A 25,595-nucleotide genomic window follows, 5' to 3' on the forward strand; every position below is an offset into this window, starting at 1 on the left:
GCTCACGACAGCGCCCGCTCCAGATCCACCTGCAGGTCACCCAGGTCTTCCACGCCCACGCTCAGGCGCACCAGCGCATCGCTGATGCCCAGCTGTTCGCGGCGTGCCACCGGAATCGAGGCGTGGGTCATCACCGCCGGGTGGTTGACCAGGCTTTCCACCCCGCCCAGCGACTCGGCCAGGGTGAACAGCTCGGTCTTCTCGCAGAAACGCTTGGCCGCCTCGAAACCGCCCTTCAGCACGATCGAGACGATGCCGCCGTAGCCGGCCATCTGCCGCCCGGCCAGTTCATGCTGCGGGTGCGAAGGCAGGCCCGGGTAGATCACCTTGTCCACCGCCGGGTGCTTTTCCAGCCACTGGGCCAGGGCCAGCGCATTGGCGCAATGCGCCTTCATGCGCAGCGGCAGGGTCTTCAGGCCACGCAGGGCCAGGAAGCTGTCGAACGGCCCCTGCACGCCCCCCACCGAGTTCTGCAGGAAGGCCATCTGCTCGGCCAGCTCGGCGCTGTCGCCGGCCACGACCATGCCGCCGACCATGTCCGAGTGGCCATTGAGGTACTTGGTGGCCGAATGCAGCACCAGGTCGGCGCCCAGCGCCAGCGGACGCTGCAGCATCGGCGAGGCGAAGGTGTTGTCGACCACCACGATCAGGCCATGGCGCTTGGCGATGGCGGCCACCGCAGCGATGTCCACGATCTTCAGCATCGGGTTGGTCGGGGTCTCGATCCAGACCATGCGGGTCTTCGGCGTGATGGCCGCTTCGAAGGCCGACAGGTCGGTCAGGTCGACGAAGCTGAAATCCAGCCCGGCGGTGCGGCGGCGCACGCGCTCGAACAGGCGGAAGCTGCCGCCGTAGATGTCGTCCATCGCCACCACGTGGCTGCCGGCGTCCAGCAGCTCGATCACGGTGGAGGTCGCCGCCATGCCCGAGGCGAAGGCAAACCCGCGCGTGCCACCTTCCAGCGAGGCCACGCAGCGCTCGTAGGCGAAGCGGGTCGGGTTGTGCGTACGCGAATACTCGAAGCCCTGGTGCTCGCCCGGGCTGGACTGCGCATAGGTCGAGGTGGCGTAGATCGGCGGCATCACCGCGCCGGTGCTCGGGTCGGGCGACTGGCCGCCATGGATGGCCAGCGTGGCCAGGGCCAGCGCGCGGTCGGGCGAAGAGGGGTTGGACATGTCGTTTCCTGAATGGCGCCGATGCACGGCGCCGTCAAAGGATCGGGAGTCTATCAGCGCAGCCTTAACGAGCTTTGACGCAAATAAACCGGAATTCAGCAGGGATCGGCAGCGATCTGCGGTTTACTGCACGCGACGGCGCAGATAGTTCAGCAGATCGATGCGGGTGATCAGGCCGAGGAACGTGCCGCCATCCATCACGATGGCCACCTGGCCACGGTCGAACACCGGCAGCAGGGCCTCGATCGGCGACTTCACGTCCAGCCGGTCCAGCTTGCTGACCATGGCGGTGGCCACCGGGTCGCGGAAGCGGGCTTCGTCACCATAGACATGCAGCAGCACGTCGCTTTCATCGACGATGCCGACCAGCTGGTCGCCGTCCATCACCGGCAGCTGCGACACGTCATACAGCTTCATGCGCTGGTAGGCGGTGGTCAGCAGGTCGTTCGGGCCGATCACGACGGTGTCGCGCTGGCCATACGGGCGCAGGATCAGGTCGCGCAGGTCGCCGTGCTGCGGGCGCTCCAGGAAGCCGTTGTCCAGCATCCAGTAGTCGTTGTACATCTTGGACAGGTACTTGTTGCCGGTGTCGCACACCAGCACCAGCACCTTCTTGGGCGTGGTCTGTTCCTTGCAGTACTTCAGCGCAGCAGCCAGCAGGGTACCGGTGGACGAACCGCCGAGGATGCCCTCCTTGCCCAGCAGCTCGCGGGCGGTATGGAAGCTCTCCGCATCGGTGATGGCATACGCCTTCTTGACGCGGCTGAAGTCGGAGATCGACGGCAGGAAGTCCTCGCCGATGCCTTCCACCAGCCAGCTGCCCGACTTGTCGTTCAGAATGCCGTCGTTGATGTACTCGGCCAGGATGGAGCCGACCGGATCGGCCAGCACCAGTTCGGTCTTGGGCGACAGCGTAGCGAAGGCACGCGACAGGCCGGTCATGGTGCCCGAGCTGCCACAGCCGAACACGATGGCGTCGAGGTCACCGCCCATCTGCTCGAGGATTTCCGGGCCGGTGCCGAACTCGTGCGCGGCCGGGTTGTCAGGGTTGCCGAACTGGTTGATGAAGTACGCGCCCGGGGTCTGGTCGGCGATGGTCTTGGCCAGGTCCTGGTAGTACTCCGGGTGGCCCTTGGCCACGTCCGAACGGGTCAGGCGCACTTCGGCGCCCATTGCCTTCAGATTGAAGATCTTCTCGCGGCTCATCTTGTCAGGAACGACAAGGATCAGCTTGTAACCCTTCTGCTGCGCCACCAGTGCCAGGCCCAGGCCGGTATTGCCGGCGGTACCTTCAACCAGGGTGGCGCCGGGCTTCAGGTCGCCGCGCTGTTCCGCTGCTTCGATCATCGACAGACCGATGCGGTCCTTGATCGATCCGCCCGGGTTGGCGCTTTCGAGCTTCAGGTACAGCTCGCAGACACCGGTGTCCAGGCGCTGCGCCTTGACGATGGGGGTCTGGCCGATGAGTTCGAGGACGGAGGAATGGATGGGCATTCGGAGAACTTTCGCTTCGCGCCGCAGAGGGCCGGACAGTGGATTATCCGTCGGATGGCCGCGAAAGTCAGGAGCCGCGAGGCGTGGCGACCAACGGTCGGCACCCACCAGGGCAATGAGCGCCCGATGGCCTTTGTAGAGCCGAGCCCACGCTCGGCTGGCGTCCCAAGGGGATGCGGACGGCCCCGGATCGACGAGGAGACCAGTACCGCCCGCATCGGTGGACGGAAGGCGTATGGATGCAAGCAGGCCGTTGCCTGCAGGGCCAAGGCACCACCGCCTGTGGTGCCTTGGCGCGGTTGCCGTTGCCGGTCATACCGCGGGGCCATCGTTGGCCGGGTCACGCCGTTCCCGGCGCGACCGGAGCGTCAGTGCGTGGGGGACGTCGTTGCGAGCGGTGTTTCGTACATACGCAGAAGGCGTTGCTTGGCCAGCAGCTTCTCGCGCTTCATGCGACCCAGGGTGACATCATCGATCGGGAGTACACCCAGCTCCGCGTCCATGCACTTCTTGTTCAACTTCCGGTGCTGGTCATGGAGTGCCCGGAACTCCGGATCACGCGCGCGACGGGCGTCGATCTCGCTCTGGGGCTGATCTTCAAACATGATGGACCTCCTTCGACAGATACACGAACGCCCCGGCCGCAAGGCACGGGGCGTTGTTCATGGAGGAGCGCCGGTCGATTGCCACATGGGTGCCCACAACGACCTGCGGCACTGGCCTGCGCACGTCGGTCTGCTGCGGTTCGCGCCCTGCTTTCATCGGCCCGGCCCTCCCATCGTCCGGTCCGCGGCATTGCGTCCCGGACGATTGACCCTACGCCTGCTCCGGGCCGGGTACAAGACCCCCGCGACAAAAAGACCGAACCCCGCCGGGGCGGGGTTCAGGCTGAATGCTCAATGCAACGAAAAGCAAACAAATTCAAGCAATTACGGCGCGACGATGACCTCGGCCGAACGGGCCTTGGTGGAGGCCGCCTTCTTGCCGCTGACCTGGATGCGGCTGCTGGCGACACCGGCTGAGACCAGCGCGTCACGCAGGGCTTCGGCACGCTTCTGGCCGACGCCATTGGCACTGTCATAGGCCTCGATGCGGACCCGGCCCTTCCTGCCGATGTTCAGGTACTCGGCCAGGGCCTTGGCCTGGTTCTTCGCGCCCCCGGACAGGCTGGCCGCGCCGGCGCTGAAGGCATCGCCGCCGAGGGTGAAGACCTCGCCACGGCTATCGAACTTCGAGCCCGGCAGCTTCTGCCCGGACACCAGCTCGGCTTCCTCGCGGGCCAGCTTGGCCGCGTTCTGCTGGGCCGAGCTGAGACGCTGCTGCTGCTTGCCGGCCACGCTGGTCAGGGCGTTCTCGGCGTCCTGGCGGGCCAGGGTCTCGGCCTCGGCGGCCTGGCGCAGGCGCTCGGCCTCCTCGGCCTGCATCTGCGCCTGCATGCGCAGCTGTTCGGCTTCCTGGCGGGCACGGGCGGCGTCGCGGCGGCTGGCTTCGATCAGCAGGTCGCTGCGGGTGCGGTCCAGGCGGTCGACCTCGCGGGCGGCCAGGGCGGCGCGCACGCTCGTTTCGGCAATCTCGACCCGGCGCTCGGCCAGGTAGGTGGCCAGTTCCTGGTCGCGGCGCTTGGCCTTGTCCAGGGTGGCGATGGCCTGCTGGGCCTGCATGCGCTCGAAGGCGGCCAGCTCGGCAGTATCGGGGTTGGCCTGGATGTTCATCAGGCGCTGGGTCAGCTGGCCGACCATCGGGTTGTCGGCGGCGCTGGCCAGGGACGGCAGGGCCAGCGCGGTGGCCAGGGCCAGGGCGGAGATCGACTTCATCGGCGGTCCTCCCCGGTCGACAGCTGGCGCTGCAGCTGGTTGACCTCGTTGCGGCGCAGCTGCAGCTGGGCGGTGGCGGTGGCTTCCTCGCTGCGGGCGCGGGCCAGATCGGCATCGGCAGCGGCGCGCAGGGCCAGTGCCGGGGCGTTCTTGCGCTCGCGGCGGTCGCCGGCGGCGCGCTGGGCCTGCTCCAGGCCCTGGCGGGCCAGACCGATCAGATCGGGAGCGTACTGGTCGGCGTCGGCCTGGGTGGCCTTGTCCACCGCCTGCCGGGCCTGGGCCAGTTCCATCGCGCCATCCTGCGCCCAGACGGGGGCAGAGAGTGCGAATGCAAACGCCATCACATACAGGCCGTGGCGCATTCGTGCGAAGCTAAGTCGTTTCATTGGGGAGGCCGTACCGGTTGTCGGTTCACGGCCATTGTCGTCAAGCCGACACCGTGCTTGCAACGGGCGCCGGCAGTTTCGTTGGGGAAAATTCGCAATGGATATCGGCTACTTCCTGAAGCTGATGACCGAAAAGAACGCTTCGGACATGTTCTTGACCACCGGCGCGCCGGTCTACATCAAGATCGAGGGCAAGCTGTACCCGCTGGGCAATACCGGCCTGCCGCCGGGCATGGTCAAGAAAATCGCCTATTCGCTGATGGACGAGGGCCAGGTGCCCCAGTTCGAACGCGAGCTGGAACTCAACATGGCCATCGCCCTGGCCGATGCCGGGCGCTTCCGTGTCAATGTGTTCAAGCAGCGGGGCGAGGTCGGCATGGTCATCCGTGCCATCCGCAGCCGGATTCCGAGCATCGAGGAACTCAACCTGCCGCAGGTGCTGAAGGACGTCATCATGACCCCGCGTGGGCTGGTGCTGGTGGTGGGGTCCACCGGCTCGGGCAAGTCCACCTCGCTGGCATCGATGATCGACCACCGCAACAGCACCACCACCGGCCACATCCTCACCATCGAGGACCCGATCGAGTACCTGCACAAGCACAAGATGTCCATCGTCAACCAGCGTGAGGTCGGCCTGGACACCCATGCCTTCCACAACGCGCTGAAGAACGCGATGCGTGAAGCGCCGGACGTGATCCTGATCGGCGAGATCCTGGATGCCGAGACGATGGAGGCGGCCATCGCCTTCGCCGAGACCGGCCACCTGTGCCTGGCTACCCTGCATTCCAACAACGCCGACCAGACCATCGAGCGCATCCTCAACTTCTTCCCGGAAAGCGCGCACAAGAACGTGCTGATGAACCTGGCGCTGAACCTGCGTGCGGTGATCAGCCAGCGCCTGGTGAAGAACAAGGAAGGCCGTCGCCTGCCGGCCACCGAGGTGCTGATCAATACGCCGATGATCCGCGACCTGCTGCGCCGTGGGCAGGTGCATGAGATCAAGGCGGCGATGGAGGCGTCGCTGGAAGAGGGCATGGAAAGCTTCGACCAGTGCCTGTTCCGGCTGGCCAAGGCCGGGGTGATCGAGCAGGAGGAAGCGCTGCGCGCGGCCGACTCGCGCGATGGCCTGGCGCTGAAGTTCCGCCTGTCCGAAGGCGGCAGCGGCGAGCACGACCCGTACGCGGATTTCTCCTCGCCCACCCAGCCCAGCATCACCCACGGCTTCTGAAGCAAATAGGGGACGGCCCTACCGGTAGCGCCGGGCCATGCCCGGCGGAATCCTGAAGGGTTAAGGGCCCGTCTCATCCAATGAGAACGCCTGTCCGTAGGTTTCCTCAATGGAAACCATCCGCAAGCTGGCCATCCTCGCCGACGCCGCCAAGTACGACGCCTCCTGCGCCTCCAGCGGCGCGGGCAAGCGCGACTCGCGCACCAGCGGCGGCATCGGCAGCACCGAAGGCATGGGTATCTGCCACAGCTATACGCCCGATGGCCGCTGCGTGTCACTGCTGAAGATCCTGTTGACCAACTTCTGCGTCTACGACTGCGCCTACTGCGTGAACCGCGTGTCCAGCAACGTGCCGCGTGCGCGTTTCAGCGTGGACGAAGTGGTCGCGCTGACCCTGGACTTCTACAAGCGCAACTACATCGAGGGCCTGTTCCTTTCCAGCGGCATCATCCGCAATGCCGACTACACCATGGAACAGATGGTGGAAGTGGCGCGGCAGCTGCGCGAGGAACATCGCTACGCCGGCTACATCCACCTCAAGACCATTCCCGAGGCCTCGCCCGAACTGCTGGCCAGCGCCGGGCGCTACGCCGACCGCCTTTCGATCAACGTGGAACTGCCGACCGAGGCCGGCCTGAGTGCGCTGGCGCCGGAAAAGACCGTGCACTCGATCCGCGGCGCGATGGGCGAACTGCGCTGGCGCATCGAGGAAGCCAAGGAGGCGCGCAAGGCGCCGGCCGTGGTCGCGCCAACCGCCAACCGCAGCGCGCGGCCTCGTCCGCCGCGCTTCGCCCCGGCCGGGCAGAGCACGCAGATGATCGTCGGCGCCGACGGGGCCAACGACCAGCAGATCCTGGCCAGTGCCGACGCGCTGTACGGCAACTACCGCATGCGCCGGGTGTATTACTCGGCCTTCAGCCCCATTCCCGATGCCAGCCGCCAGCTGCCGCTGCAGCCGCCCCCGCTGCAGCGCGAGCATCGCCTGTACCAGGCCGACTGGCTGCTGCGCTTCTACGGTTACGGCGTCGAGGAAATCACCGATACCACCCAGGACGGCATGCTGGACCTGGACATCGACCCGAAGATGGCCTGGGCGATCCGCCACCCCGAGCGGTTCCCGGTGGATCTGAACCGCGCGCCGAAGGAACTGCTGCTGCGCGTACCCGGCCTGGGCGTGCGCAATGTGAAGCGGGTGCTGATGGCGCGCCGGCATGGCCGCCTGCGGGTGGCCGACGTGGCCCGGCTGAAGGCCCCGATGAGCAAGCTGCTGCCGTTCGTGCTGCTGGCCGACCACCACCCGCGCAAGGCACTGGATGATCCGGCGGCATTGCGCGCGCAGCTGGCCCCGCCGCCACGCCAGGGCTCGCTGTTCGATGCACCGCCCGCCACCTGACGTGCAGCGCTGGTCGCTGCGGGTGGACCCGCCGTGGTCGCTGGACGCCTGGCGCGATGCCGCGCGCGAGGCGCTGCTGCGTGGCGTGGCACCGGCGCAGCTGGACTGGCTGGAAGGCCGCGATGCCTCTCTGCTGGATGCGCCGGCCGTGCAGAGTACTCCCCTGCCCGCCGACGCCAGCGCGCCCAGCGTGCCGCGCGATTTCATGGAGCTGGCCGCGACCTGCCTGTGCCATCGCGAGCCGCAGCGGCTGGCCCTGCTGTACCGGCTGCTGTGGCGCATCGCCCACGGCGAGCGCAACGTGCTGTCCAACCCGGCCGATGCCGACGTGCTGCGGGCGATGGGGCTGGCCCAGGCGGTGCGCCGCGATACCCACAAGATGAAGGCGTTCGTGCGCTTCCGCGAAGTGCCCGGCCAGACCGATGCCTTCATCGCGTGGTTCGAGCCCGACCACCACATCGTCGAGCGGGTCGCACCGTTCTTCGCGCGCCGATTCGCCGGCATGCGCTGGGCCATCCTCACCCCTGGCCGCAGCGTGCAGTGGGATGGCGAAGCGCTGGCCTTCGGGCCGGGCGGTCGTCGCGAGGATGCGCCGGCCGAAGATGCGCGCGAATCGCTGTGGCAGACCTACTACGCCAGCATCTTCAATCCCGCCCGCCTGAACACCCGGATGATGCTGCAGGAGATGCCGGCGCGGTACTGGCGCCACCTGCCCGAAGCGCAGCTGCTGCCGGGGCTGGTGCGCGACGCTGCCGACCGCGTGCAGGAAATGCATGACCGGCCGGCGCAGGCACCGCAGCGGAAGATTCCACAGCGGCCTGCCGCCGAGGTTGCCGGGCGTGCGCCGGGCAGCCTGGACGCGCTGCGCCAGCAGGCCGCCGGCTGCCGCCAGTGCCCGCTGTGGGAACCGGCCACCCAGGTGGTGTTCGGTCAAGGCCCGGCCGACGCGCGGGTGATGGTGATCGGCGAGCAGCCCGGTGACACCGAGGATCTGTGTGGCCGTCCGTTCGCAGGCCCGGCCGGCCAGCTGCTGGACCGTGCACTGGCCGAGCTGGGCATCGACCGCGCCACGCTGTACCTGACCAATGCAGTCAAGCACTTCCACCACGAACGGCGCGGCAAACTGCGCCTGCACAAGCGCCCGGAAAGCCGCCACGTGCGGGCCTGCCAGCCGTGGCTGCTGGGCGAGATCGCGCGGGTGCGGCCACAAGTGATCGTCTGCCTGGGCGCGACCGCTGCGTCCTCGGTGTTCGGCGCGGGCTTCCAGCTGTCACGCGACCGCGGGCGCTGGCACACGCTGGACGATGGCACCCGCGGCTACGCCACCGTGCATCCCGCATGGGTGCTGCGTCAGGCCGACGATGCAAGGCGCGAGGAGGCCTATCGGCTGTTCCGCGATGACCTGGCCCAGCTGCAACAAAAAGGGGGCGGAGGGGATTAAGTCGTTTGTGCACAAACGACTTAATCCCCTCCGTCCCCTTTTTCGGTCAGGCGGCGTCGGGCTGGTTTTCCGGGCGGGCGCGATCGAAGGCCTCCAGTGCCTGGCACGCTGCTTCGATGCGGCGCAGGGTCGGGTAAGGCGTCAGATCCAGTCCAAAACGGTGTGCGTTGTAGAGCTGCGGCAGCAGGCAGATGTCGGCCAGGCCCGGGCGGTCGCCATGGCAGAAACTGCCGGTATCAGCGCTGCCGACAAGCATGGCCTCCATGGCCGCGAAGCCTTCCGCCATCCAGTGCAGGGTCCACTGCGTGCGCGCGTCGGCCGGCACCTGCAGGCTGCGTTCGAGGTACTGCATCACCCGCAGGTTGTTGATCGGATGGATGTCGCAGGCCACCAGCTGGGCCAGCGCCCGCACCCGCGCGCGACCGGCCGCGTCGGCCGGCAGCAGCGGCACCTGCGGGAAGCGCTCATCGAGATATTCCAGGACCGCCAGCGACTGGGTGAGCGTATGCCCTTCATGCAGCAGCGCAGGCACCAGCTGCTGCGGGTTGATCGCGACATAGCTATCGGCATGCTGCTCGCCACCGTCGCGCACCAGATGCACCGGCCGGGCCTCCCAGGCCAGGCCCTTCAATTCCAGACCGATGCGCACGCGGTAGGCGGCGCTGGATCGCCAGTAGGTGTACAGCACGAGGCCGTCGTCAACCAGGATATCCATCGCCGCCTCCATGCTCAGGGCTGGGCCGCCTGCTCGATGCGCTGCTCGATCGCACCGAAGATGCTGTTGCCGGCGGCGTCGAGCATCTCGATGCGCACCACGTCGCCGAAGGACATGAACGGTGTGCTCGGCTTGCCATCGCGCAGGGTTTCCACCGTGCGCTGTTCGGCGAAGCAGGAGGCACCCTTGCTGGTGTCCTCGTTGGCGATGGTGCCCGAGCCGACGATGGTGCCGGCGCCCAGCGGACGGGTCCTGGCCGCATGCGCGACCAGCTGGGCGAAGTTGAACTGCATGTCCACGCCGGCTTCCGGCGCGCCGAACCACTGCCCGTTGATGTGGGTCAGCAGCGGCAGGTGCACCTTGCTGTCCTGCCAGGCAGTGCCCAGCTCATCGGGGGTGACGAACACCGGCGACAGCGCCGAGCGCGGCTTGGACTGCAGGAAGCCGAAGCCCTTGGCCAGTTCGCCGGGGATCAGGTTGCGCAGCGAAACGTCGTTGACCAGGCCGACCAGCTGGATGTGGCCGGCGGCCTGTTCCGGGGTGGCCGCCATCGGCACATCGTCGGTGATGACCACGATCTCGGCTTCCAGGTCGATGCCGTACGCCTCGCTGACCACCTTCACCGCATCGCGCGGGCCGTAAAAGCCGGCGCTGGTGGCCTGGTACATCAGCGGGTCGGTGTAGAAGCTTTCCGGCACCTCGGCGCCACGGGCGCGGCGGACGCGCTCGACGTGCGGCAGGTAGGCGCTGCCATCGACGAATTCATAGGCCCGCGGCATCGGCGCGGCCAAGGCCTGTGGGTCGAGGTCGAACACGCCATCGGCGTCGCCGGCGTTCAGCGATTCGTACAGGGCGTTCAGGCGCGGGGCGATGTGGCTCCAGTCTTCCAGGGCCTGCTGCAGGGTGGCGGCAATGCCGGTGGCGCGGACGCCGAGGCGCAGGTCACGCGAGACGACGATCAGGGTGCCGTCGCGGCCGCCTTCCTTCAAAGAACCAAGCTTCATGGGTGGGTGTCCGGAGTCGTGGGCAAATAAGTTTCAAGTGTAATCAAATGCACGAGTTAGCCAAGCTGCAGCGCGGCATCGGGCCACCCTACCGCAGGAGGGGGTTCGGCAGGGCTTGCAGCCCTGCACCTGCTTAGAGCCAGGGCAACATCAAATGCCAGAGCGGCTCTGGTTTTCTGCTGGTTGGGCGGGGCGGTGTGGGCTTGCAGGACACGCCGTAAACCCGTCCCTGGGGGCTCGTAGGCGCCATCCATGGCGCCTGCGGTCCTGCAAGCCCACACCGCCCCACCCCCGACAGTTTCCTGATGACGGTTGGAACATCACTCCATTCGTCGATGAAATCTGTCAGACGTCGAAATTGAAGGTTTGAAGCTCGACAGATCGCGGAGAACTGTCGAAGGCGGGGTGGGTCCGGTTGAGGGGGCGTGAGCGCCATGGATGGCGCGACCGAGGCTACATGGACGTATTCACGCCGTCCCCCCTCAACCGGACCCACCCCGCCAACCCACGGAATGCCCACTTTTGACGTTGACGTTGCCCTGGCTTCAAGCAGGTGCAGGGCTGCAAGCCCTGCAGGACACACCCCCTACCTGAACAGGGCTTTTTGCGTGAAGTCTTCAAGATCGTTTAGACTTGCGGGGTCTGCAGCGGCCGTCCGTTTCCCTCCGGGATCGCCGGCGACCTGGGTCCGCCCTCTTCGCCCGCCCCCACTCCGACGCCGTTCGTCACGCATTCCAGCCTGCGCTCCGTGCCGGCTGCACCCAATTCTCGCAGCGCGGTTCACGGGAACGCTCCGAGTCAGCCGATCAGTTTGATCTGCCCCCGTCTGTCCGTTCGGACAGGCGTTTCTTGTACTTGGAGCATTCTCAATGTCGTTTGAATCCCTGGGCCTTGCGCCTTTCCTGCTGCGCGCGCTCGCCGAGCAGGGCTACGAAAACCCGACCCCGATCCAGCAGCAGGCGATCCCGCTGGCGCTGGCCGGTCGCGACCTGCTGGCCGGTGCACAGACCGGTACCGGCAAGACCGCCGCCTTCGGCCTGCCGCTGCTGCAGCACCTGGGCACCTCCTCGCAGGAAGTACGCAGCGGCCCGCGCAAGCCGCGTGCGCTGATCCTGGCCCCGACCCGCGAGCTGGCCACCCAGGTGCATGACAGCCTGCGCGGCTACAGCAAGTACCTGCGCATTCCCAGCGCCTGCATCTACGGCGGCGTCGGCATGGGCAACCAGCTGGACATCCTGCGTCGTGGCGTCGACCTGCTGGTCGCCTGCCCGGGCCGCCTGATCGACCATCTGGAGCGTCGCAGCGTCGACCTGTCCGGCATCGAAGTGCTGATCCTGGACGAAGCCGACCGCATGCTCGACATGGGCTTCCTGCCGTCGATCAAGCGCATCCTGGCCAAGCTGCCCAAGCAGAACCGGCAGACGCTGCTGTTCTCGGCCACCTTCGAGGACAACATCCGCCAGCTGGCGCTGGAGTTCATGCGCAACCCTGAGCAGATCCAGGTGACGCCGAAGAACACCGTGGCCGAGACCATCACCCACCGCGTGCACCCGGTCGATGCCGGCCGCAAGCGTGACCTGCTGCTGCACCTGTTGGCGCAGGACAGCCGCGAGCAGACCCTGGTCTTCGCGCGTACCAAGCATGGCAGCGACAAGCTGGCCACGTTCCTGGAAAAGTCCGGCATCAAGACCGCGGCCATCCACGGCAACAAGAGCCAGGGCCAGCGCCTGCGTGCCCTGGGTGATTTCAAGGCCGGCCGGGTGACCGTGCTGGTGGCCACCGACATCGCCGCGCGCGGCATCGACATCAGCGAGCTGCCGAAGGTGATCAACTTCGACCTGCCGATGGTGGCCGAGGATTACGTGCACCGCATCGGCCGTACCGGCCGCAACGGTTCAACCGGCCAGGCGATTTCGCTGGTGGCGCAGGATGAAGTGAAGCTGCTGCGTGCGATCGTGCGCCTGCTGGGCCGCGACATGGACATCCGCGACGTGCCGGGCTTCGAGCTGCAGACGCCGATCCGCTGGGGCAACAGTGCACCGGGCAAGGCCGAGCACGACACCGGCGAACGCGCACCGCGTAAGAGCCACGCGCGCCGTCCGCACGGTGATGCGCCGCGCCACGCGCACGCGGGCCCGAAGAAGGCCGGCGGCGGCCGTCGCGAGGGCGGTGGCAATGGCCAGCAGCGTGCCGGTGCGGGCGCGGGTCAGGGCCAGCGTCGTGGCGGTGGCGGCAATGGTGGTGGCGGCCGTGGCCGCGGCCAGGGCGGCAACGGCGGCGGTCGCGCTGGCTGATCGCAGCTGACGGTTGTTGCGCTTCCCGCTGCGCGGGGGGCTATCGAGGGACGGCGCTGAGGCGCCGTCCTTTTTTTTGTGCTGGCTACCTGGGGTTAGAAGCTGGCGGCTGGTTCTGCGTGGGGCGGATCGGGGCGGGGGAGCGCGAAACACGCCGTGAACCCATCCATGGGGGCTCGTAGGCGCCATCCATGGCGCCTGCGGTTTCGCGCTCCCCCCGCCCCGATCCGCTTCAGGCATTTCCAGCGCCTTCCTTCTCCCGCGGAGTAGCCGGAGGAAGAAGGATCAAATTCAAGTTCAAGAGCAAAAGCCGAAGCCGCTGCTTCCGCTTTTGCTTTTTGCTTTTTGCTTTTGCCCTTGCTCCCGCCTTGGATTTGATGCGTCCGCGCCTGCGGGAAACTGTCTGGGGAGGACGGATGGGTTGCGCAGGACCGCAGGCGCCATGGATGGCGCCTACGAGCCTACAGGGACGTACTTGCGGCGTGTCCTGCGCGGCCCATCCGTCCTCCCACCCCCAGCATCAACAAGGCGCCAAACGCCTCAACCCCGCGCCTTAGCCGGATTCACCAGATTCCCGAAGAAAATCGCATTGATCAGCAGGCGATCAGTACCGTGGCAGTACTTGCGATGCGCCGGATCATCGGCAAACAACACCACGTTGCCCTGCCCCTGCGGCGATACCAGCAGCCACGCACTGCCCGCCACCCGCGCACGATTGCGCTCGGACAGGTAACCATTCACCCGCGGCGTCGCGTCGATGCGTACCACCGTCGAGAACGGATTCGCACTCGGCTGCAGCGTCACCGCGTTTTCCTTGTTGACCGCCAGCTGCCGGCGCGGCACGCCGAAGGCCAGCGGATGGGTGGTATCGACGTCGGCGCTGAGGATGTTGCCGCTCACCCGCTCGATCGCGGCGATGTCACGCTGGTCGCCAAACGCGCGGCGCTCGGCTTCAGATGCTTCCTCGTCCTTGCCCAGCGATTCGCCGTCGGCCAGCTTCTGTTCCACCGCCCACTTCGACGCGTTGCCATAGGTCACCAGCGAGCCGCCGGCCTGCACCCAGCGCTTCAGCGCGGCCACGGCGGTGGCGTCGATGCCGGTGTAGGTGCCGCCGGACAGCACGATGGTGGTGTAGCGGTCCAGCGCCACCTTGCCCAGCTGCTGCGGATCCAGCTTGCTGGCCGGCAGGTGCAGCTGCTGGTCGAGCAGGAACCAGGCCGAACCGATCTCGGTGGCGGTCACGCCCTCGCCCATCACCAGCGCCACGGCCGGCTTGCGCAGTGCCTTGACGCCGTCGCTGCCGAGATCGATGCCCTCACTGCTGCGGCCGCTGGACAGGGCATGCACCTGCACGCCCGCGTCGCGTGCTGCGGCGGTCACGGCCTCGAGCAGGGCCGCGCCCTGCAGCGGCTGGCCGGCCACCGGAATGACCAGGCTGCCCGCGGCGAAGTCGACCTGGCCCTGCGCGGTGGCGCTGCTGAACGGCTTGAACGCAGCGCGTGCGCTGAGCCCCTTGGCCTGCAGCGCGGCCAGCGCGCGGCCGGCGTTGTAGTCGCGCCAGTCGATGGCGTAGGCGAAGCCGGCCTGGCCGCCGTTCACCGCCCCCTGTACCGGCGGCAGTTCCGCCACGCGGGTACCGCCGTCGATGCGGCTGCGGCTGCCGGCGAAGGCCACGCCGTAGGCCGGTGCGATGGCATAGCTGGTGCTGCCGTAGAACACGTCGCCCTTGATCGACGGCGTCTCGGCGAAGATCGAATGGACCAAGCGGAACTGCGCCTGCTGCACCGGCACGACGTACGCGCTGCCGGCATCGAAGCGCTGTCCATCGACGGTGACGCTGCGATCCAGCGCATGCACGTCGATGCGATGCAGCAGCAACAGCTCCAGCAGGCGCCGGGTCAGTGCCGGGTCGTGCGCATCGCCGAACACGAAGCTCTTCACCGGCTGCTGTGCCGCCTGCTTCAGCGCACTCTGGAAGAAATCCTTCTGCAGGTCGAACAGGCCACTGCGCTCGGTCACCGCACCGCGCACCGTGCCCAGGCCGGTGGCGACCTGGTTGCGGATGGTGAAGGGGAAGGTCAGCAGGCCGTTCACCGATTCCTGCACGCGCCCACGCGAGCTGGCCTGCTCGACGGTGACACCGACCGCGCCGTGGAAATCCGGATAGGTCGAACCATACACCGGCGAGAAGTTGTCGTAGTTCTCGCCGGTGTAGTACAGCGAGCCCAGCGCATCCAGCGACTGCGCGTGGTACTTGGCCAGGGTCTTGTTGAACTCGTAGGACGCCGCCGGAATCAGCGGGCTGTGCATGCTCTTCGGCGAGGGCTCGAAGTAGTACGTGCTGTCCTTGCCCATCTCGTGGAAGTCGATCTGCACGTTCGGGTACCACTGGTGGAACACGGCCAGCTTGGGCCGCGAATCCTGCTGGGTCAGGGCCAGCCAGTCGCGGTTGAGATCGGTGAAGTAGTGGTTGGTGCGGCCCTGCGGGAACGGTTCGACATGTTCCTTGTCGGCCGGGTCGGACGAGGCCGGGTCCGATGCCCAGGCGTTGTGCCAGTTCGCGGCACGGTCGCGGCCGTCGGGATTCTGCGCAGGATCGAACAGCACCACCGACTGCTGCAGCCACTGCTGGGTTTCGGCGCTGCGGTTGGCCACCAGGTAGTAGGCGGTCAGCATCGCCGCTTCGCCGCTGGAGGTTTCATTGCCATGCACGCTGTAGCCCAGCCAGACCACGACGGGGCTGTCACCGGCGGCGCTGCGCGGTTGCGCCGGGTCGACCAGGGTGGCGTGCTGCTGGCGGATCCGGTCGATGCGCGCCTGGTTGTCGGCGGCGGTGACGGTGGCGATCAGCAGCGGGCGGCCTTCGTAGCTGCGGCCGATCTCCTGCACGCGGATCTTGTCCGAATGCTTCGCCAGTTCCTGGAAATAGGCCACCAGCTGGTCATGCCGGGTGTAGCGGCTGCCGATCGGGTAGCCGAGGAACTGCTCGGGGCTGGGAATGGCGGCATCGAACGCGGCAGCGTCGGTGGCCTGGGGGAAGAAGTACGCACTCTGCGCCTGCGCCGGCAGCGGCGAGGACAGGACGGTGGCGGCGGCAAGCAGCAACGGAAGAACGGCACGGCGGTGGAAGGACACGGTGACTCCCCAAGGAAACAGGACAGCGGCAACGCAGCCGGCCACGGCGTGTGGCCGGCTGCGGCGATGGCATCAGAAGCGGTAATCGAAGCCGAGAGTGAAGTAGCGGCCACGCAGGTCGTACTGGCTGAAGTCGTACGGCGCGCGGATACCCGGGAACGAGGCATCGTACGGCGGCGTCCTGTCGGCCAGGTTCTGCACCTTGGCGTACACGGTCAGCTTGTCGATGCCGGCATAGGCCAGGTACAGATCAAACTGGTTGTACGCATCGATGCGGTCCTGCACGGCCGCGGCGGCGGTGCTGGCCTTCTGGTCGTAGCCGCTGGTGTAGTACCAGGTGACGGCGGCGGTGAAATCGCGGAAGGTCCAGTCCAGCGTGGTGGTCGCCTTGTTCTTCGGCAGGGTGGCGCCGAGGTTGCTCCCGGCGTAGTCCACCAGCGGACCACCGACCACGGTCGGGCGACGGTAGTCACGCACGTGGGTGTAGGCCGAGGACAGGGTGAAATCGCCCAGCGCGGCGGTCGGGATGCGCTGGCGCAGTTCGACGTCGATGCCCGAGGTCTTCAGCTCGCTCAGGTTCTGGTAGCGGTTGAACACGGCCAGCAGCTTGCCGCGCTCGTCGCGCTGCACGGCACCGGCCACGTTGTCGTTGACCAGGGTCTGGGTGTTGTTGGTGCCGACCAGGTTGTCCAGCTGGATGCGGTAGTAATCCACGCTCAGGTTGGTGTTGGCCCACGGCGAGAGCACCACGCCGAAGTTCACGCTCTTGGTGCGCTCGGGCTTCAGCTCGCTGTTGCCGACGGTGAAGAAGGTCGGGTTCTGCCGCGAGCCCGGCACGTCCGGATCACGCGGGTCGACCACGCTGCCGTAGGCGATGCTGGTGCTGTTGGAATTCTCCGACAGCGACGGCGCACGGAAGCCCTTCGACGCCGAGGCGCGCACCAGCAGGAAATCCAGCGGCTGCCAGCGCAGGCCGAGCTTGGGCGAGAACGCGTCGCCGAAATCGTCGTAGTGGTCGGCACGCGCGGCGGCGGACAGTTCCAGGCCCGTGGCCAGCGGCACGTTCACCTCGGCATAGGCGGCGCTGACCTTGCGCTCGCCGTGCACTTCGGCGATGGCCGGGCGTACCTGCAGGCCGGCATCGATCTGCCAGGGGTTGTTGGAATCGAGCTTCTCGCGGCGCCATTCGGCACCGGCGGCAAAGCCGATGTCACCGGCCCAGGTGCGGCCCAGGGTGCCGGAGATCTTGGCGTCCACACCCTGCAGCACCGATTCGGCCGGGCGCAGGGTGGAGATGTTGATGGCATCGATCACCGACTGCGGGGTGGCCGACGGGTTGAGCAGGTTGTAGCTGCCGCTGGCCAGCGCATCGGCCAGCGCCCAGCGGTTGGCGAAGCCGCCCGACACCGTCTCGCGCTCGCTGCTGCGTGCGCCGAACGCGGCCACTTCCCAATCCCAGGCGGCGGTGCTGCCGCGCAGGCCGACCACGCCGCGGTAGGCGGTGGAGCGGTTGGTCTTGATGGTGCCGCCGAGGTCGAAGAAGGTGTATTCGATCGGCACCGCGCGGCCATACGGGTTGTACGGGCTGCTGGCCGGCAGGTTGGACGACACCGGCTCGGCCAGGCCGGTTTCCGCGTTCAGGGCGAAGCGACCACTTTCCAGGGTGAAGAACGGGCTGCTGCCGAACCAGGCGGCGCTCTTGATCTGGCTGTACAGCACTTCGCCGAAGGCTTCGACGTTCTCGCCGAGGCGGAAGGTGCCGTTGGCATACGCCTGGTAGCGCTTGGTCGAGGGAATCAGGGTGGTGTACGGCGCCTGGTTGTAGCCGCAGGTATCACCGGCCAGACCGTCGATCGGCGCGCTGGCGACGCGGGTGGTGCCGGTGGGGCAGTTGCCGTCGGCATCGAGCATCGGCACCGAAACGCCGTTGATGAGGTAGCGCGCGCCCTTGGCCGACCAGCCGTTCCAGCGGCCGCCGGGCTGGTCGCTGTAGATGCCGCTCCTGGTCAGGTTGCGCTCGTCCTGGTCCAGGCGCTCGCGGTTGTAGCCCTGCAGGCTGAAGAGGATGTTGTAGCCATCGGTATCCAGGTCACCGAGGCCACCGACGAACTTCAGGTTCTGCTCGTGCAGGCCGCCCTGGTCGGCACCACCGAAGCTGCCGCCGATCTCGGCGCCTTCGAAGTTCTGCCGGGTGATGATGTTGACCACGCCAGCCACCGCGTCGGAACCGTACACCGCCGATGCACCGTCCTTGAGCACTTCGATGCGTTCGACCGCCACCAGCGGCAGCGCGTTGAGGTCGACGAAGGTGTCGGACAGGCCGCCAGCGGGGAAGCCGTAGTTGGCCAGGCGGCGGCCGTTGAGCAGCACCAGCGTGTTCTTCTGCGAAAGGCCGCGCAGGCCGATGCCGGCCGAGCCGGAGGCCCAGCCGTTGTTGGTGGTTTCGTTGTTGGCGTTGCCGGTGTTGGCCGAGATCGAACGCAGCACGTCGGCCACGGTGGCCTTGCCGGTCTGTTCCAGCTGCTGGCGGCCGATCACCTGCACCGGGTTGGACGCCTCGGTATCGGTGCGCTTGATGTTGGAACCGGTGACGCGCACGGCGGCCAGGGTATTGGCTTCGCTACTGGCGTCGGCGGTGGTTTCGGCGGCGGCAGACAAAGGCGCGGCCAGAGCGACGGCCAGGGCCGCCACGAGCAGGGTGTGCTGGGGCATGACGATGTGGGGGGGGTAGTGGACGACGGAAGTTCCGCAGTAATCCATGCCAGGTCTGGCGCGACCAATAACATCTCTTCATACGGATATAAGAGAAGCTAACATCTCTTCATCCGGATAGAAAGAATTACTTTACGGAAATCCAACAACCGGGACGGCCGCGGCGGCGGGGCCGGCGTACAATCGCGCCATGGAAATCTTCAAAGTCTTCATGCTCGAGGCGGCCCACCGCCTGCCCAACGTGCCGCCGGGCCACAAATGCGCGCGCCTGCACGGCCACTCCTTCCGCGTGGAACTGAAGGTGGAGGGCGAGCCGGGTGCGCAGACCGGCTGGATCATGGATTTCGGCGACGTCAAAGCCGCCTTCCAGCCGATCTACGACCGCCTGGACCACCACTACCTCAACGACATCCCCGGCCTGGAAAACCCGACCAGCGAGAACCTGGCGGTGTGGATCTGGAAGGAGCTGAAGCCGGTCCTGCCCGCGCTGAGCGAGATCACCGTGCACGAAACCTGCACCTCCGGCTGCCGGTACCGCGGCCCGGGCGCCTGATCAAACTATTGATCTTGAAGGGTTTCTGAAGGCGCCTTGAGCGCCTTCCTGTTTTTTGTTGCATTGCGGCATGATCGGCGTATGCTGCATTGCATCAACCGCTTTCGATGCCGCCATGGCCAACGCCTTCGCCGATCGTTTCAGTGATGCCACCCGCCAGCTGGCGGCTGCGGCAACGCGTGCAAACCGATTGGCGCTGGAAAACGCCGAGAGCATGTTCGGCGTGCAGCTGAAGGCGATGGAACGCAACCTGACCGCGACCGGCGGCTGGCTGGGCGAACTGGCCCGCAGCGAAGATCCGGCCGGGTTGCTGCCCAAGGGCGCGCAGCTGTGGCAGGACAACCTGCAGCGGCTGGGCCAGGCCCAGCAGGACGTGGTCGATCTGGGCCTGCAGGCCGGTCGCGCCTGGTCCGACCTGGTGCAGGGCCAGACACAAACTTCGGCGGACGCCACCGGCAACAGCCACTGACGTCACGCCCACGCTCATTGCATGGGTCCCTCCCCCCATGCAATCCGGACCCGGCAGATCCCTCCCTCTGCCGGGTCTTTTTTTGCCTGCGGTTTACGCGAAGTGCATCCACGCATGGCGTGGATCTACTGGATGGTTGCGATCTGCGCGAACAGCATCCACGCATGGCGTGGATCTACCGCTGCGGCTCGGTCAGGTGGATGCGTTGTCCGCACGCGGCAGGGCGAACACGAACAGCGCGCCCGTCTCGCTTTCGCGCAGTTCAATGCGGCGCCCGTGCAACTGCACGATGCGCTGCACGATCAGCAGGCCCAGCCCGCCGTTCTCGCCGCGCCGCGCCCCCAGCGCCGCCGGTGCCTGGAACAGCTGCGCGCGCAGTGCCGGGGCCACGCCGGGGCCATCGTCGGCCACGCTCACTTCCACGCTGCCTTCGATGGCGCGCAGCTGCACCCGCACCTCGCCGCCTTCGGGCGCATGCCGCAGTGCGTTGTCCAGCAGGTTGGTCAGCACCCGCTCGACCAGGCCGAGATCGGCACGCACCAGCGGCAGCCCCGGTGGAAAATCGGCATGCAGGTGCTGGCCACGCGCCTGTGCGGCCAGTTCGAACTTCTGCAGCACGTCCTGCAGCAGCTCCGGCAGCGCGAACACCTCCCACTCCAGGCGCACTTCACCATGCTCCAGACGCGCCAGCTCGAACAGTGCGCGCGCCAGGCGGCCGACCTTGGCGCTCTGCGCCAGGGCAATGCCCAGGTAACGGCGGCGTTCATCCGCCGACAGCGTGGCTTCTTTCAACGCCAGTGTTTCCAGGTAGCCATGCAGCGACGACAGCGGCGTGCGCAGATCGTGCGAGATGTTGGCCACCAGCTCGCGGCGCTGCAGGTCCTGCTGGCGCAGCTGCTGCCACTGTTCGCCCAGCCGCTGCGCCATCTGCGCGTGGGCATGTTCGAGGATCTTCAGCTCGTCGCGCTCGCCACTGCGCAGCGGTACGGGGGCAGGCAATGGCGTGGGTGCATCGATGTCGAACGCCTGGATGCGCCGGGTCAACCGGCGCAGCGGCCGGGTGACCCAGTAGAACGCCACCAGCCCGGCCAGCAGGCCCAGGCTGCCCACCAGCAGCACCGACCACCACGTGGTGTTCCACTGGTTGCTGGCCGCCAGGTCGTCGGCCAGCATCTGCCGGTGTTCACCCACCAGCACCACGTAGACGTACCCGGCCTGGCGCCCCTGCACCACCAGCGGGGCGACGCTGAAGACCTTGCGGCCCGCGTTGCTGCGTGGGTCGTCGCCGAGGATCGGCAACGGCGCGCCAGCCAGCAGGCGACGCAGCGGTGCCAGGTCGACACGATCACGCAGCAGGTGGCCGCTGGGTGCATCGTGGCCGAGGATGCGCCCCTGGTCGTCCAGCAGGTACACCTCCACGCTGGGATTGACCGCCATCAATTGGCCGAACAGCGCGCGTACGGCGGTATCGCGCATGCCGCTGGTGTCCATCAGTTCGCTGCGCTGGGCGATGTGTTCGGCCAGGCCCAGCGACAGGCGCTGCACCACTTCCTGTTCGTGGCGGGTGTTGGCGTGCATCTGCAGGGCCAGCAGGGCCATGCAGCACATCAGCATCAGCGCGGCGATCACTGCCGCCAGCTTCTGCCAGAGGTTGGGCGTGATCATGCCGATGCCCCGGCCGGATCGACCAGCTTGTAGCCGCGCCCCCACACCGTCAGCAGCCGTCGCGGCGTGGCCGGGTCGACTTCGATCTTGCTGCGCAGGCGGTTAATATGGGTGTTGACGGTGTGCTCGTAGCCATCGTGCTGGTAGCCCCAGACCTGGTTCAGCAGTTCCATCCGCGCGAATACCTGGTCGCGGTGGCGGGCAAAGAACAGCAGCAGGTCGAATTCGCGCGGGGTCAGTTCCAGCGGCGCGCCCTCCACCGAGGCGGTGCGCGCCACCGGGTCCAGCTGCAGGCCACCGACCTCGACGGCACCGGCATCGATGCGTGCGTTCTGCGCCATCGCTTCGGCACGGCGCAGCAGCGCACGCACGCGCGCCACCAGCTCGGGCATCGAGAAGGGTTTGGCCAGGTAGTCGTCCGCGCCCAGTTCCAGGCCGACGATGCGCTGGGTTTCGCTGCCACGTGCGCTGATGATGATGATCGGCACGTAGCGCGCCATCGCCCGGGCACGCTGGCAGATCTGCAGGCCATCCACGCCGGGCAGCATCACGTCCAGCACCAGCGCGTCCCACGGGCCATCCTGCTCCAGCAGCCGCAGGCCGGCATCGCCGGTGGCGGCGTGGGCGACGTCGTAGCCCTCGTCGGCCAGGTGCATGCGCAGCAGGTCGGCGATGTGGGCGTCGTCTTCAACGATCAGGACACGTTTGGCGGACATCGGCAGCTCGGGCCAGTGGGAGAGGCTGCCTGCATTGTGGCGCGGGACGGCAGCCGATACCTCACGAAAAATTGAATCCTGCGTGAGGATTCGTTGACCCGGGCAGGCGCAGCATGGCCCCGTCGCCCCTTCCCGGAGTACGCCATGTCCCTTACCCGCCGCCACCTGCTGGGCCTGGGCGGTCTTGCCACCGCCGCCGGCGTGCTCGGCCTGGGCGCGTGCAGTCGTCCCACCACGGCCGCCGCCGAAGCGCGCCCGGCGCGTCAATTTCCGCTGATGCGCACCGACGCCGAGTGGCGCCGGCTGCTGACCCCGGCGCAGTATGCGGTGCTGCGCCAGCAGGCCACCGAACGCGCTGGCAGCAGCCCGCTGGACCGTGAACATCGACAGGGCACGTTCACCTGCGCCGGGTGCCAGCAGCCGCTGTTCTCCTCGTCCACCAAGTTCGAGAGCGGCACCGGCTGGCCCAGCTTCTGGGCACCGCTGCATGGCGCGGTCGGCGAGGACCGCGACACCACCTTCGGCATGCTGCGGGTGGAAGCGCACTGCAGCCGCTGCGGCGGCCACCTCGGCCATGTCTTCAACGATGGCCCGCGCCCCACCGGCCTGCGCTACTGCATGAACGGTGTCGCGCTGCTGTTCCAGCCCGGCGCCGCGCAGCAGGACAGCAATGGCGACTGGCGCGTGCCGCTCGGTTCTTCCCCCACTTCTGGAGCCTGATGATGCTGCTGTTGCTGCTGGCCTATCTGGGCGGCGTACTGACCCTGCTCAGCCCGTGCATCCTGCCGGTGCTGCCCTTTGTGTTCGCGCGCGCCAACCGGTCGTTCGTGCGCAGCACCCTGCCGCTGCTGCTGGGCATGGCGCTGACCTTTGCTGCAGTGGCCAGCCTGGCCGCCGTAGGCAGCCAGTGGGTGGCGCAGGCCAACCAGATCGGCCGCTGGCTGGCCCTGGTGCTGATGGCGGTGTTCGCCCTGGCGCTGCTCTGGCCGCGCCTGGCCGACCATCTGCTGGCGCCGTTCCAGCGCGTGGGTGCGCGCCTGAGTGCGCGTGCCGATGCCGCCGACGATGCCGGCCGTGGCGGTGCGTGGACCTCGCTGCTGATCGGCATCGCCACCGGCCTGCTGTGGGCACCGTGTGCCGGGCCGATCCTCGGTCTGGTGCTGACCGGTGCCGCGCTGCATGGCGCCAGCGTCGGCACCAGCGCGCTGCTGCTGGCCTACGCGCTGGGCGCGGCCACCGCGCTCGCGCTGGCGGTGTGGATCGGCGGCCGCGTGTTCAACGCCCTGCAGGCGCGCCTTGGCCTGGGCGACGTGCTGCGCAAGGTGCTGGGCGTGGCTGCGCTGCTGGCAGTGGTGGCCATCGGCCTGGGCTGGGATACCGGCCTGCTGACCCGCCTGTCCACGGTAAGCACCGCGCGCATCGAACAGGGCCTGCTCGACGCCGTGCCCGGTGCGCAACCGGCGGCGCCGCCGATGATGATGATGGCCGGCGCGAAGGCTGCTGCCGACGCGCCGCTGCCGGTGGAAGGCACCCTGCCCGCGCTGGACGGTGCCACCGGCTGGCTCAACAGCCCGCCGCTGAACGCCGAACAGCTGCGCGGCAAAGTGGTGCTGGTCGATTTCTGGACCTACTCCTGCATCAACTGCCTGCGCGCGATGCCCTTCGTGCACGAATGGGAGCGCCGCTACCGCGACCACGGCCTGGTGGTGGTCGGCGTGCACACGCCCGAGTTCGCCTTCGAACGCGACCCGCGCAACGTGATGAAGGCGGTGCAGCAGCTGAAGGTGGACTACCCGGTGGCGCTGGACAACCAGTATTCGATCTGGCGCGCGTTCAACAACCAGTATTGGCCGGCGCAGTACTTCGTCGATGCACAGGGCAACATCCGCGCCCATCAGTTCGGTGAAGGCAACTATGCGCATTCGGAACAGGTGATCCGCCGCCTGCTGACCGAAGCCGGCCAGACCGACCTGCCGCCGCCGGCCGACCCGGCCGCCGCCGACCTGCAGGGCGTGGCCACGCAGGCCGACATGGGCAACCTGCGCTCGCCGGAAACCTACCTGGGCCACGCACGCGCCGAGCATTTCGCCTCGCCCGGCGGGCAGCGTACCGGTGCGGTCTTTGACTACGCGCTGCCGGCCAGCCTCGCGCTGAACCAGTGGGGCCTGTCCGGCCGCTGGACCATCACCGATGAAGCCGCGCAGCTGCAGCAGGCCGGCGGCCGCATTGCCTTCCAGTTCCATGCCCGCGACCTGCACCTGGTGCTGGCACCGACGCAGGACGGCACACCGGTGCGCTTCCGCGTATGGCTGGACGGCAAGCCGCTGCCGGCCGCCGATGCCGGCAGCGATGTCGGCGCCGATGGCAGCGGCGTGGTCAACGAGAACCGTCTGTACCAGCTGGTGCGCCAGCGCGGCACGGTCGGCCCGCACCGCTTCGAGATCGAATTCCTCGACGCGGGCGTGCAGGCCTATGCCTTCACCTTTGGTTGAGCACAGGAGGGCACGATGAAATTCTCCTTCGAACAGGGCATTGCAGTGGGTGTTGCCGGGCTGGTCGCTACGGCACTGGTGGCCGGCGTGCTGCTGGTGGATCGCGGTGCGATGGCTGCGCCGGCCGCAGCCAGTGCGCAGGTACAGCCACTACCGGCCCCGGCCGGCGATGCGGCCTTCAGTGATGGCGCCACCCATGCCAGCGTGGTGTTTGCCGGCGGCTGCTTCTGGGGCGTGCAGGGTGTGTTCCAGCACGTGAAAGGCGTGAGCAACGCCGTGGCCGGCTATGCCGGTGGCAGCGCGGCCGATGCACGCTACGAGCGGGTCAGCAGCGGCCGCACCGGTCACGCCGAAGCGGTCAAGGTCGACTACGATCCGCGCCAGGTCAGCTATGGCCAGTTGATGCAGGTGTTCTTCTCGGTGGTGCACGACCCCACCCAGCTGAACTACCAGGGGCCCGACCACGGCAGCCAGTACCGCTCGGCGATCTTCAGCGATGATGCCCGCCAACTGGCCGCCAGCCGCGCCTACATCGACCAGCTGGGCAAGGCCGGCAGCTACCGCGGCCCGATCGTGACCCAGGTGGCCAGTGGGCAACGCTTCTACCCGGCCGAGAGCTACCACCAGAACTACATGGCCAACTACCCGCAGGCGGCCTACATCCGCTATTACGATGCGCCCAAGCTGGCCGCCTTCGGCAAACAGTTCCCGGCGCTCTACCGGCGCGAGGCCTCGCTGGTACCGATGCGCTGACCGCGCTTGAGTAGAGCCGAGCCCACGCTCGACTCTACGAAACGCCAGGCATCGTTGGCGCGGATTCGTTGACGTCCACGCAAAAAAGACGCACGGCCCTGCGGCCGTGCGTTTGAAATGGACCGGCCGGGCCCCGATCAGGCCCCACCGACGGCA

20 protein-coding genes are annotated in these 25,595 nt (G+C 67.6%); 9 read left to right on the top strand and 11 right to left on the bottom strand.

Annotated features, from left to right (window positions below):
* Positions 1-2 precede the first annotated feature (2 nt).
* The 5 genes from VER16_RS09520 to VER16_RS09540 all read right to left on the bottom strand — a co-directional run bounded on the left by VER16_RS09520 (position 3) and on the right by VER16_RS09540 (position 4,845).
* Positions 3-1,175, bottom strand: a complete 1,173-nt coding sequence (locus VER16_RS09520) for a cystathionine gamma-synthase (protein ID WP_324807528.1) — start codon at positions 1,173-1,175, stop codon at positions 3-5.
* A gap of 123 nt (positions 1,176-1,298) precedes the next feature.
* Positions 1,299-2,669 (bottom strand): pyridoxal-phosphate dependent enzyme, encoded by a 1,371-nt coding sequence (locus VER16_RS09525; protein ID WP_324807530.1) that lies wholly within the window; start codon positions 2,667-2,669, stop codon positions 1,299-1,301.
* Positions 2,670-3,037: 368 nt separating this feature from the next.
* On the bottom strand, positions 3,038-3,274 hold the full coding sequence (locus VER16_RS09530) for a YdcH family protein (RefSeq protein WP_079220527.1): 237 nt from the start codon (positions 3,272-3,274) through the stop codon (positions 3,038-3,040).
* Between the two features lie 324 nt (positions 3,275-3,598).
* Positions 3,599-4,483: a hypothetical protein gene (locus VER16_RS09535; RefSeq protein WP_324807533.1), complete on the bottom strand. Its 885-nt coding sequence runs from the start codon at positions 4,481-4,483 to the stop codon at positions 3,599-3,601.
* Entirely contained in the window at positions 4,480-4,845 is a 366-nt protein-coding gene (locus VER16_RS09540) for a DUF4398 domain-containing protein (protein WP_324807535.1), read from the bottom strand. The genes VER16_RS09535 and VER16_RS09540 overlap by 4 nt, the downstream gene beginning before the upstream one ends.
* 121 nt (positions 4,846-4,966) lie before the next feature.
* Here VER16_RS09540 and VER16_RS09545 point away from each other — a divergent pair, with 121 nt between their 5' ends.
* The 3 genes from VER16_RS09545 (at position 4,967) to VER16_RS09555 (ending at position 8,931) form a co-directional block, all read left to right on the top strand.
* Complete coding sequence (locus VER16_RS09545; protein WP_324807537.1) at positions 4,967-6,097, top strand: PilT/PilU family type 4a pilus ATPase; 1,131 nt, start codon at positions 4,967-4,969, stop codon at positions 6,095-6,097.
* 109 nt (positions 6,098-6,206) lie between these two features.
* The gene (locus tag VER16_RS09550; protein ID WP_324807538.1) at positions 6,207-7,490 is read left to right on the top strand and encodes a putative DNA modification/repair radical SAM protein; all 1,284 of its coding nucleotides are present in this window, start codon (positions 6,207-6,209) and stop codon (positions 7,488-7,490) included.
* Complete coding sequence (locus tag VER16_RS09555) at positions 7,471-8,931, top strand: UdgX family uracil-DNA binding protein (RefSeq protein ID WP_324807540.1); 1,461 nt, start codon at positions 7,471-7,473, stop codon at positions 8,929-8,931. Before VER16_RS09550 ends, VER16_RS09555 begins: the two co-directional genes overlap by 20 nt.
* Before the next feature lie 46 nt (positions 8,932-8,977).
* Here VER16_RS09555 and maiA read toward each other — a convergent pair whose 3' ends face one another.
* Both maiA and VER16_RS09565 read right to left on the bottom strand, forming a co-directional pair.
* Positions 8,978-9,646, bottom strand: coding sequence for a maleylacetoacetate isomerase (maiA, locus tag VER16_RS09560; protein WP_324807542.1), 669 nt, complete (start codon positions 9,644-9,646; stop codon positions 8,978-8,980).
* Between the two features lie 14 nt (positions 9,647-9,660).
* Positions 9,661-10,650 carry a fumarylacetoacetate hydrolase family protein gene (locus VER16_RS09565; RefSeq protein ID WP_324807543.1) on the bottom strand — a complete coding sequence of 330 codons (990 nt, stop codon included), beginning with the start codon at positions 10,648-10,650 and terminating at the stop codon, positions 9,661-9,663.
* An 869-nt stretch (positions 10,651-11,519) separates the two neighbouring features.
* Between VER16_RS09565 and VER16_RS09570 the strand changes: the two genes are divergently transcribed.
* Positions 11,520-12,944 (top strand): DEAD/DEAH box helicase, encoded by a 1,425-nt coding sequence (locus tag VER16_RS09570; RefSeq protein ID WP_324807545.1) that lies wholly within the window; start codon positions 11,520-11,522, stop codon positions 12,942-12,944.
* Positions 12,945-13,484: 540 nt separating this feature from the next.
* Here the strand turns inward: VER16_RS09570 and VER16_RS09575 are convergent.
* Together VER16_RS09575 and VER16_RS09580 are read right to left on the bottom strand one after the other, a co-directional pair.
* Positions 13,485-16,079, bottom strand: coding sequence for a M14 family zinc carboxypeptidase (locus tag VER16_RS09575; protein ID WP_324807547.1), 2,595 nt, complete (start codon positions 16,077-16,079; stop codon positions 13,485-13,487).
* Between the two features lie 72 nt (positions 16,080-16,151).
* Positions 16,152-18,791: a TonB-dependent receptor gene (locus tag VER16_RS09580; RefSeq protein ID WP_324807549.1), complete on the bottom strand. Its 2,640-nt coding sequence runs from the start codon at positions 18,789-18,791 to the stop codon at positions 16,152-16,154.
* A gap of 190 nt (positions 18,792-18,981) precedes the next feature.
* Between VER16_RS09580 and queD the strand changes: the two genes are divergently transcribed.
* Positions 18,982-19,344 (top strand): 6-carboxytetrahydropterin synthase QueD, encoded by a 363-nt coding sequence (gene queD, locus VER16_RS09585; protein ID WP_313206832.1) that lies wholly within the window; start codon positions 18,982-18,984, stop codon positions 19,342-19,344.
* Positions 19,345-19,459: 115 nt separating this feature from the next.
* Positions 19,460-19,813: a phasin family protein gene (locus tag VER16_RS09590; protein ID WP_324807553.1), complete on the top strand. Its 354-nt coding sequence runs from the start codon at positions 19,460-19,462 to the stop codon at positions 19,811-19,813.
* Between the two features lie 192 nt (positions 19,814-20,005).
* On the opposite strand, the gene VER16_RS09595 is transcribed toward VER16_RS09590, so the two are convergent.
* On the bottom strand, positions 20,006-21,478 hold the full coding sequence (locus VER16_RS09595; protein ID WP_324807555.1) for a HAMP domain-containing sensor histidine kinase: 1,473 nt from the start codon (positions 21,476-21,478) through the stop codon (positions 20,006-20,008).
* Positions 21,475-22,194, bottom strand: coding sequence for a response regulator transcription factor (locus VER16_RS09600; RefSeq protein ID WP_324807557.1), 720 nt, complete (start codon positions 22,192-22,194; stop codon positions 21,475-21,477). The genes VER16_RS09595 and VER16_RS09600 overlap by 4 nt, the downstream gene beginning before the upstream one ends.
* 144 nt (positions 22,195-22,338) lie before the next feature.
* On the opposite strand from VER16_RS09600, the gene msrB reads away from it, so the two are divergent.
* The 3 genes from msrB to msrA are packed head-to-tail and all read left to right on the top strand — an operon-like array spanning position 22,339 to position 25,439.
* Positions 22,339-22,914 carry a peptide-methionine (R)-S-oxide reductase MsrB gene (gene msrB, locus VER16_RS09605; RefSeq protein WP_324807559.1) on the top strand — a complete coding sequence of 192 codons (576 nt, stop codon included), beginning with the start codon at positions 22,339-22,341 and terminating at the stop codon, positions 22,912-22,914.
* 2 nt (positions 22,915-22,916) lie between these two features.
* Positions 22,917-24,686 (top strand): cytochrome c biogenesis protein DipZ, encoded by a 1,770-nt coding sequence (locus VER16_RS09610; protein WP_324807561.1) that lies wholly within the window; start codon positions 22,917-22,919, stop codon positions 24,684-24,686.
* Between the two features lie 15 nt (positions 24,687-24,701).
* The gene (msrA, locus tag VER16_RS09615; protein ID WP_324807563.1) at positions 24,702-25,439 is read left to right on the top strand and encodes a peptide-methionine (S)-S-oxide reductase MsrA; all 738 of its coding nucleotides are present in this window, start codon (positions 24,702-24,704) and stop codon (positions 25,437-25,439) included.
* Positions 25,440-25,595 lie beyond the last annotated feature (156 nt).

Origin of the sequence: Stenotrophomonas sp. (assembly GCF_035634915.1) — a bacterium.
Taxonomy (GTDB): Bacteria; Pseudomonadota; Gammaproteobacteria; order Xanthomonadales; family Xanthomonadaceae; genus Stenotrophomonas.

What these genes read in the sequence shown, in the direction of transcription:
- VER16_RS09520 (WP_324807528.1), bottom strand. Translation starts at nt 1,175, where the DNA reads ATGTCCAACCCCTCTTCGCCCGACCGCGCGCTGGCCCTGGCCACGCTG.
- VER16_RS09525 (WP_324807530.1), bottom strand. Translation starts at nt 2,669, where the DNA reads ATGCCCATCCATTCCTCCGTCCTCGAACTCATCGGCCAGACCCCCATC.
- VER16_RS09530 (WP_079220527.1), bottom strand. Translation starts at nt 3,274, where the DNA reads ATGTTTGAAGATCAGCCCCAGAGCGAGATCGACGCCCGTCGCGCGCGT.
- VER16_RS09535 (WP_324807533.1), bottom strand. Translation starts at nt 4,483, where the DNA reads ATGAAGTCGATCTCCGCCCTGGCCCTGGCCACCGCGCTGGCCCTGCCG.
- VER16_RS09540 (WP_324807535.1), bottom strand. Translation starts at nt 4,845, where the DNA reads ATGCGCCACGGCCTGTATGTGATGGCGTTTGCATTCGCACTCTCTGCC.
- VER16_RS09545 (WP_324807537.1), top strand. Translation starts at nt 4,967, where the DNA reads ATGGATATCGGCTACTTCCTGAAGCTGATGACCGAAAAGAACGCTTCG.
- VER16_RS09550 (WP_324807538.1), top strand. Translation starts at nt 6,207, where the DNA reads ATGGAAACCATCCGCAAGCTGGCCATCCTCGCCGACGCCGCCAAGTAC.
- VER16_RS09555 (WP_324807540.1), top strand. Translation starts at nt 7,471, where the DNA reads ATGCACCGCCCGCCACCTGACGTGCAGCGCTGGTCGCTGCGGGTGGAC.
- maiA (WP_324807542.1), bottom strand. Translation starts at nt 9,646, where the DNA reads ATGGATATCCTGGTTGACGACGGCCTCGTGCTGTACACCTACTGGCGA.
- VER16_RS09565 (WP_324807543.1), bottom strand. Translation starts at nt 10,650, where the DNA reads ATGAAGCTTGGTTCTTTGAAGGAAGGCGGCCGCGACGGCACCCTGATC.
- VER16_RS09570 (WP_324807545.1), top strand. Translation starts at nt 11,520, where the DNA reads ATGTCGTTTGAATCCCTGGGCCTTGCGCCTTTCCTGCTGCGCGCGCTC.
- VER16_RS09580 (WP_324807549.1), bottom strand. Translation starts at nt 18,791, where the DNA reads ATGCCCCAGCACACCCTGCTCGTGGCGGCCCTGGCCGTCGCTCTGGCC.
- queD (WP_313206832.1), top strand. Translation starts at nt 18,982, where the DNA reads ATGGAAATCTTCAAAGTCTTCATGCTCGAGGCGGCCCACCGCCTGCCC.
- VER16_RS09590 (WP_324807553.1), top strand. Translation starts at nt 19,460, where the DNA reads ATGGCCAACGCCTTCGCCGATCGTTTCAGTGATGCCACCCGCCAGCTG.
- VER16_RS09595 (WP_324807555.1), bottom strand. Translation starts at nt 21,478, where the DNA reads ATGATCACGCCCAACCTCTGGCAGAAGCTGGCGGCAGTGATCGCCGCG.
- VER16_RS09600 (WP_324807557.1), bottom strand. Translation starts at nt 22,194, where the DNA reads ATGTCCGCCAAACGTGTCCTGATCGTTGAAGACGACGCCCACATCGCC.
- msrB (WP_324807559.1), top strand. Translation starts at nt 22,339, where the DNA reads ATGTCCCTTACCCGCCGCCACCTGCTGGGCCTGGGCGGTCTTGCCACC.
- VER16_RS09610 (WP_324807561.1), top strand. Translation starts at nt 22,917, where the DNA reads ATGCTGCTGTTGCTGCTGGCCTATCTGGGCGGCGTACTGACCCTGCTC.
- msrA (WP_324807563.1), top strand. Translation starts at nt 24,702, where the DNA reads ATGAAATTCTCCTTCGAACAGGGCATTGCAGTGGGTGTTGCCGGGCTG.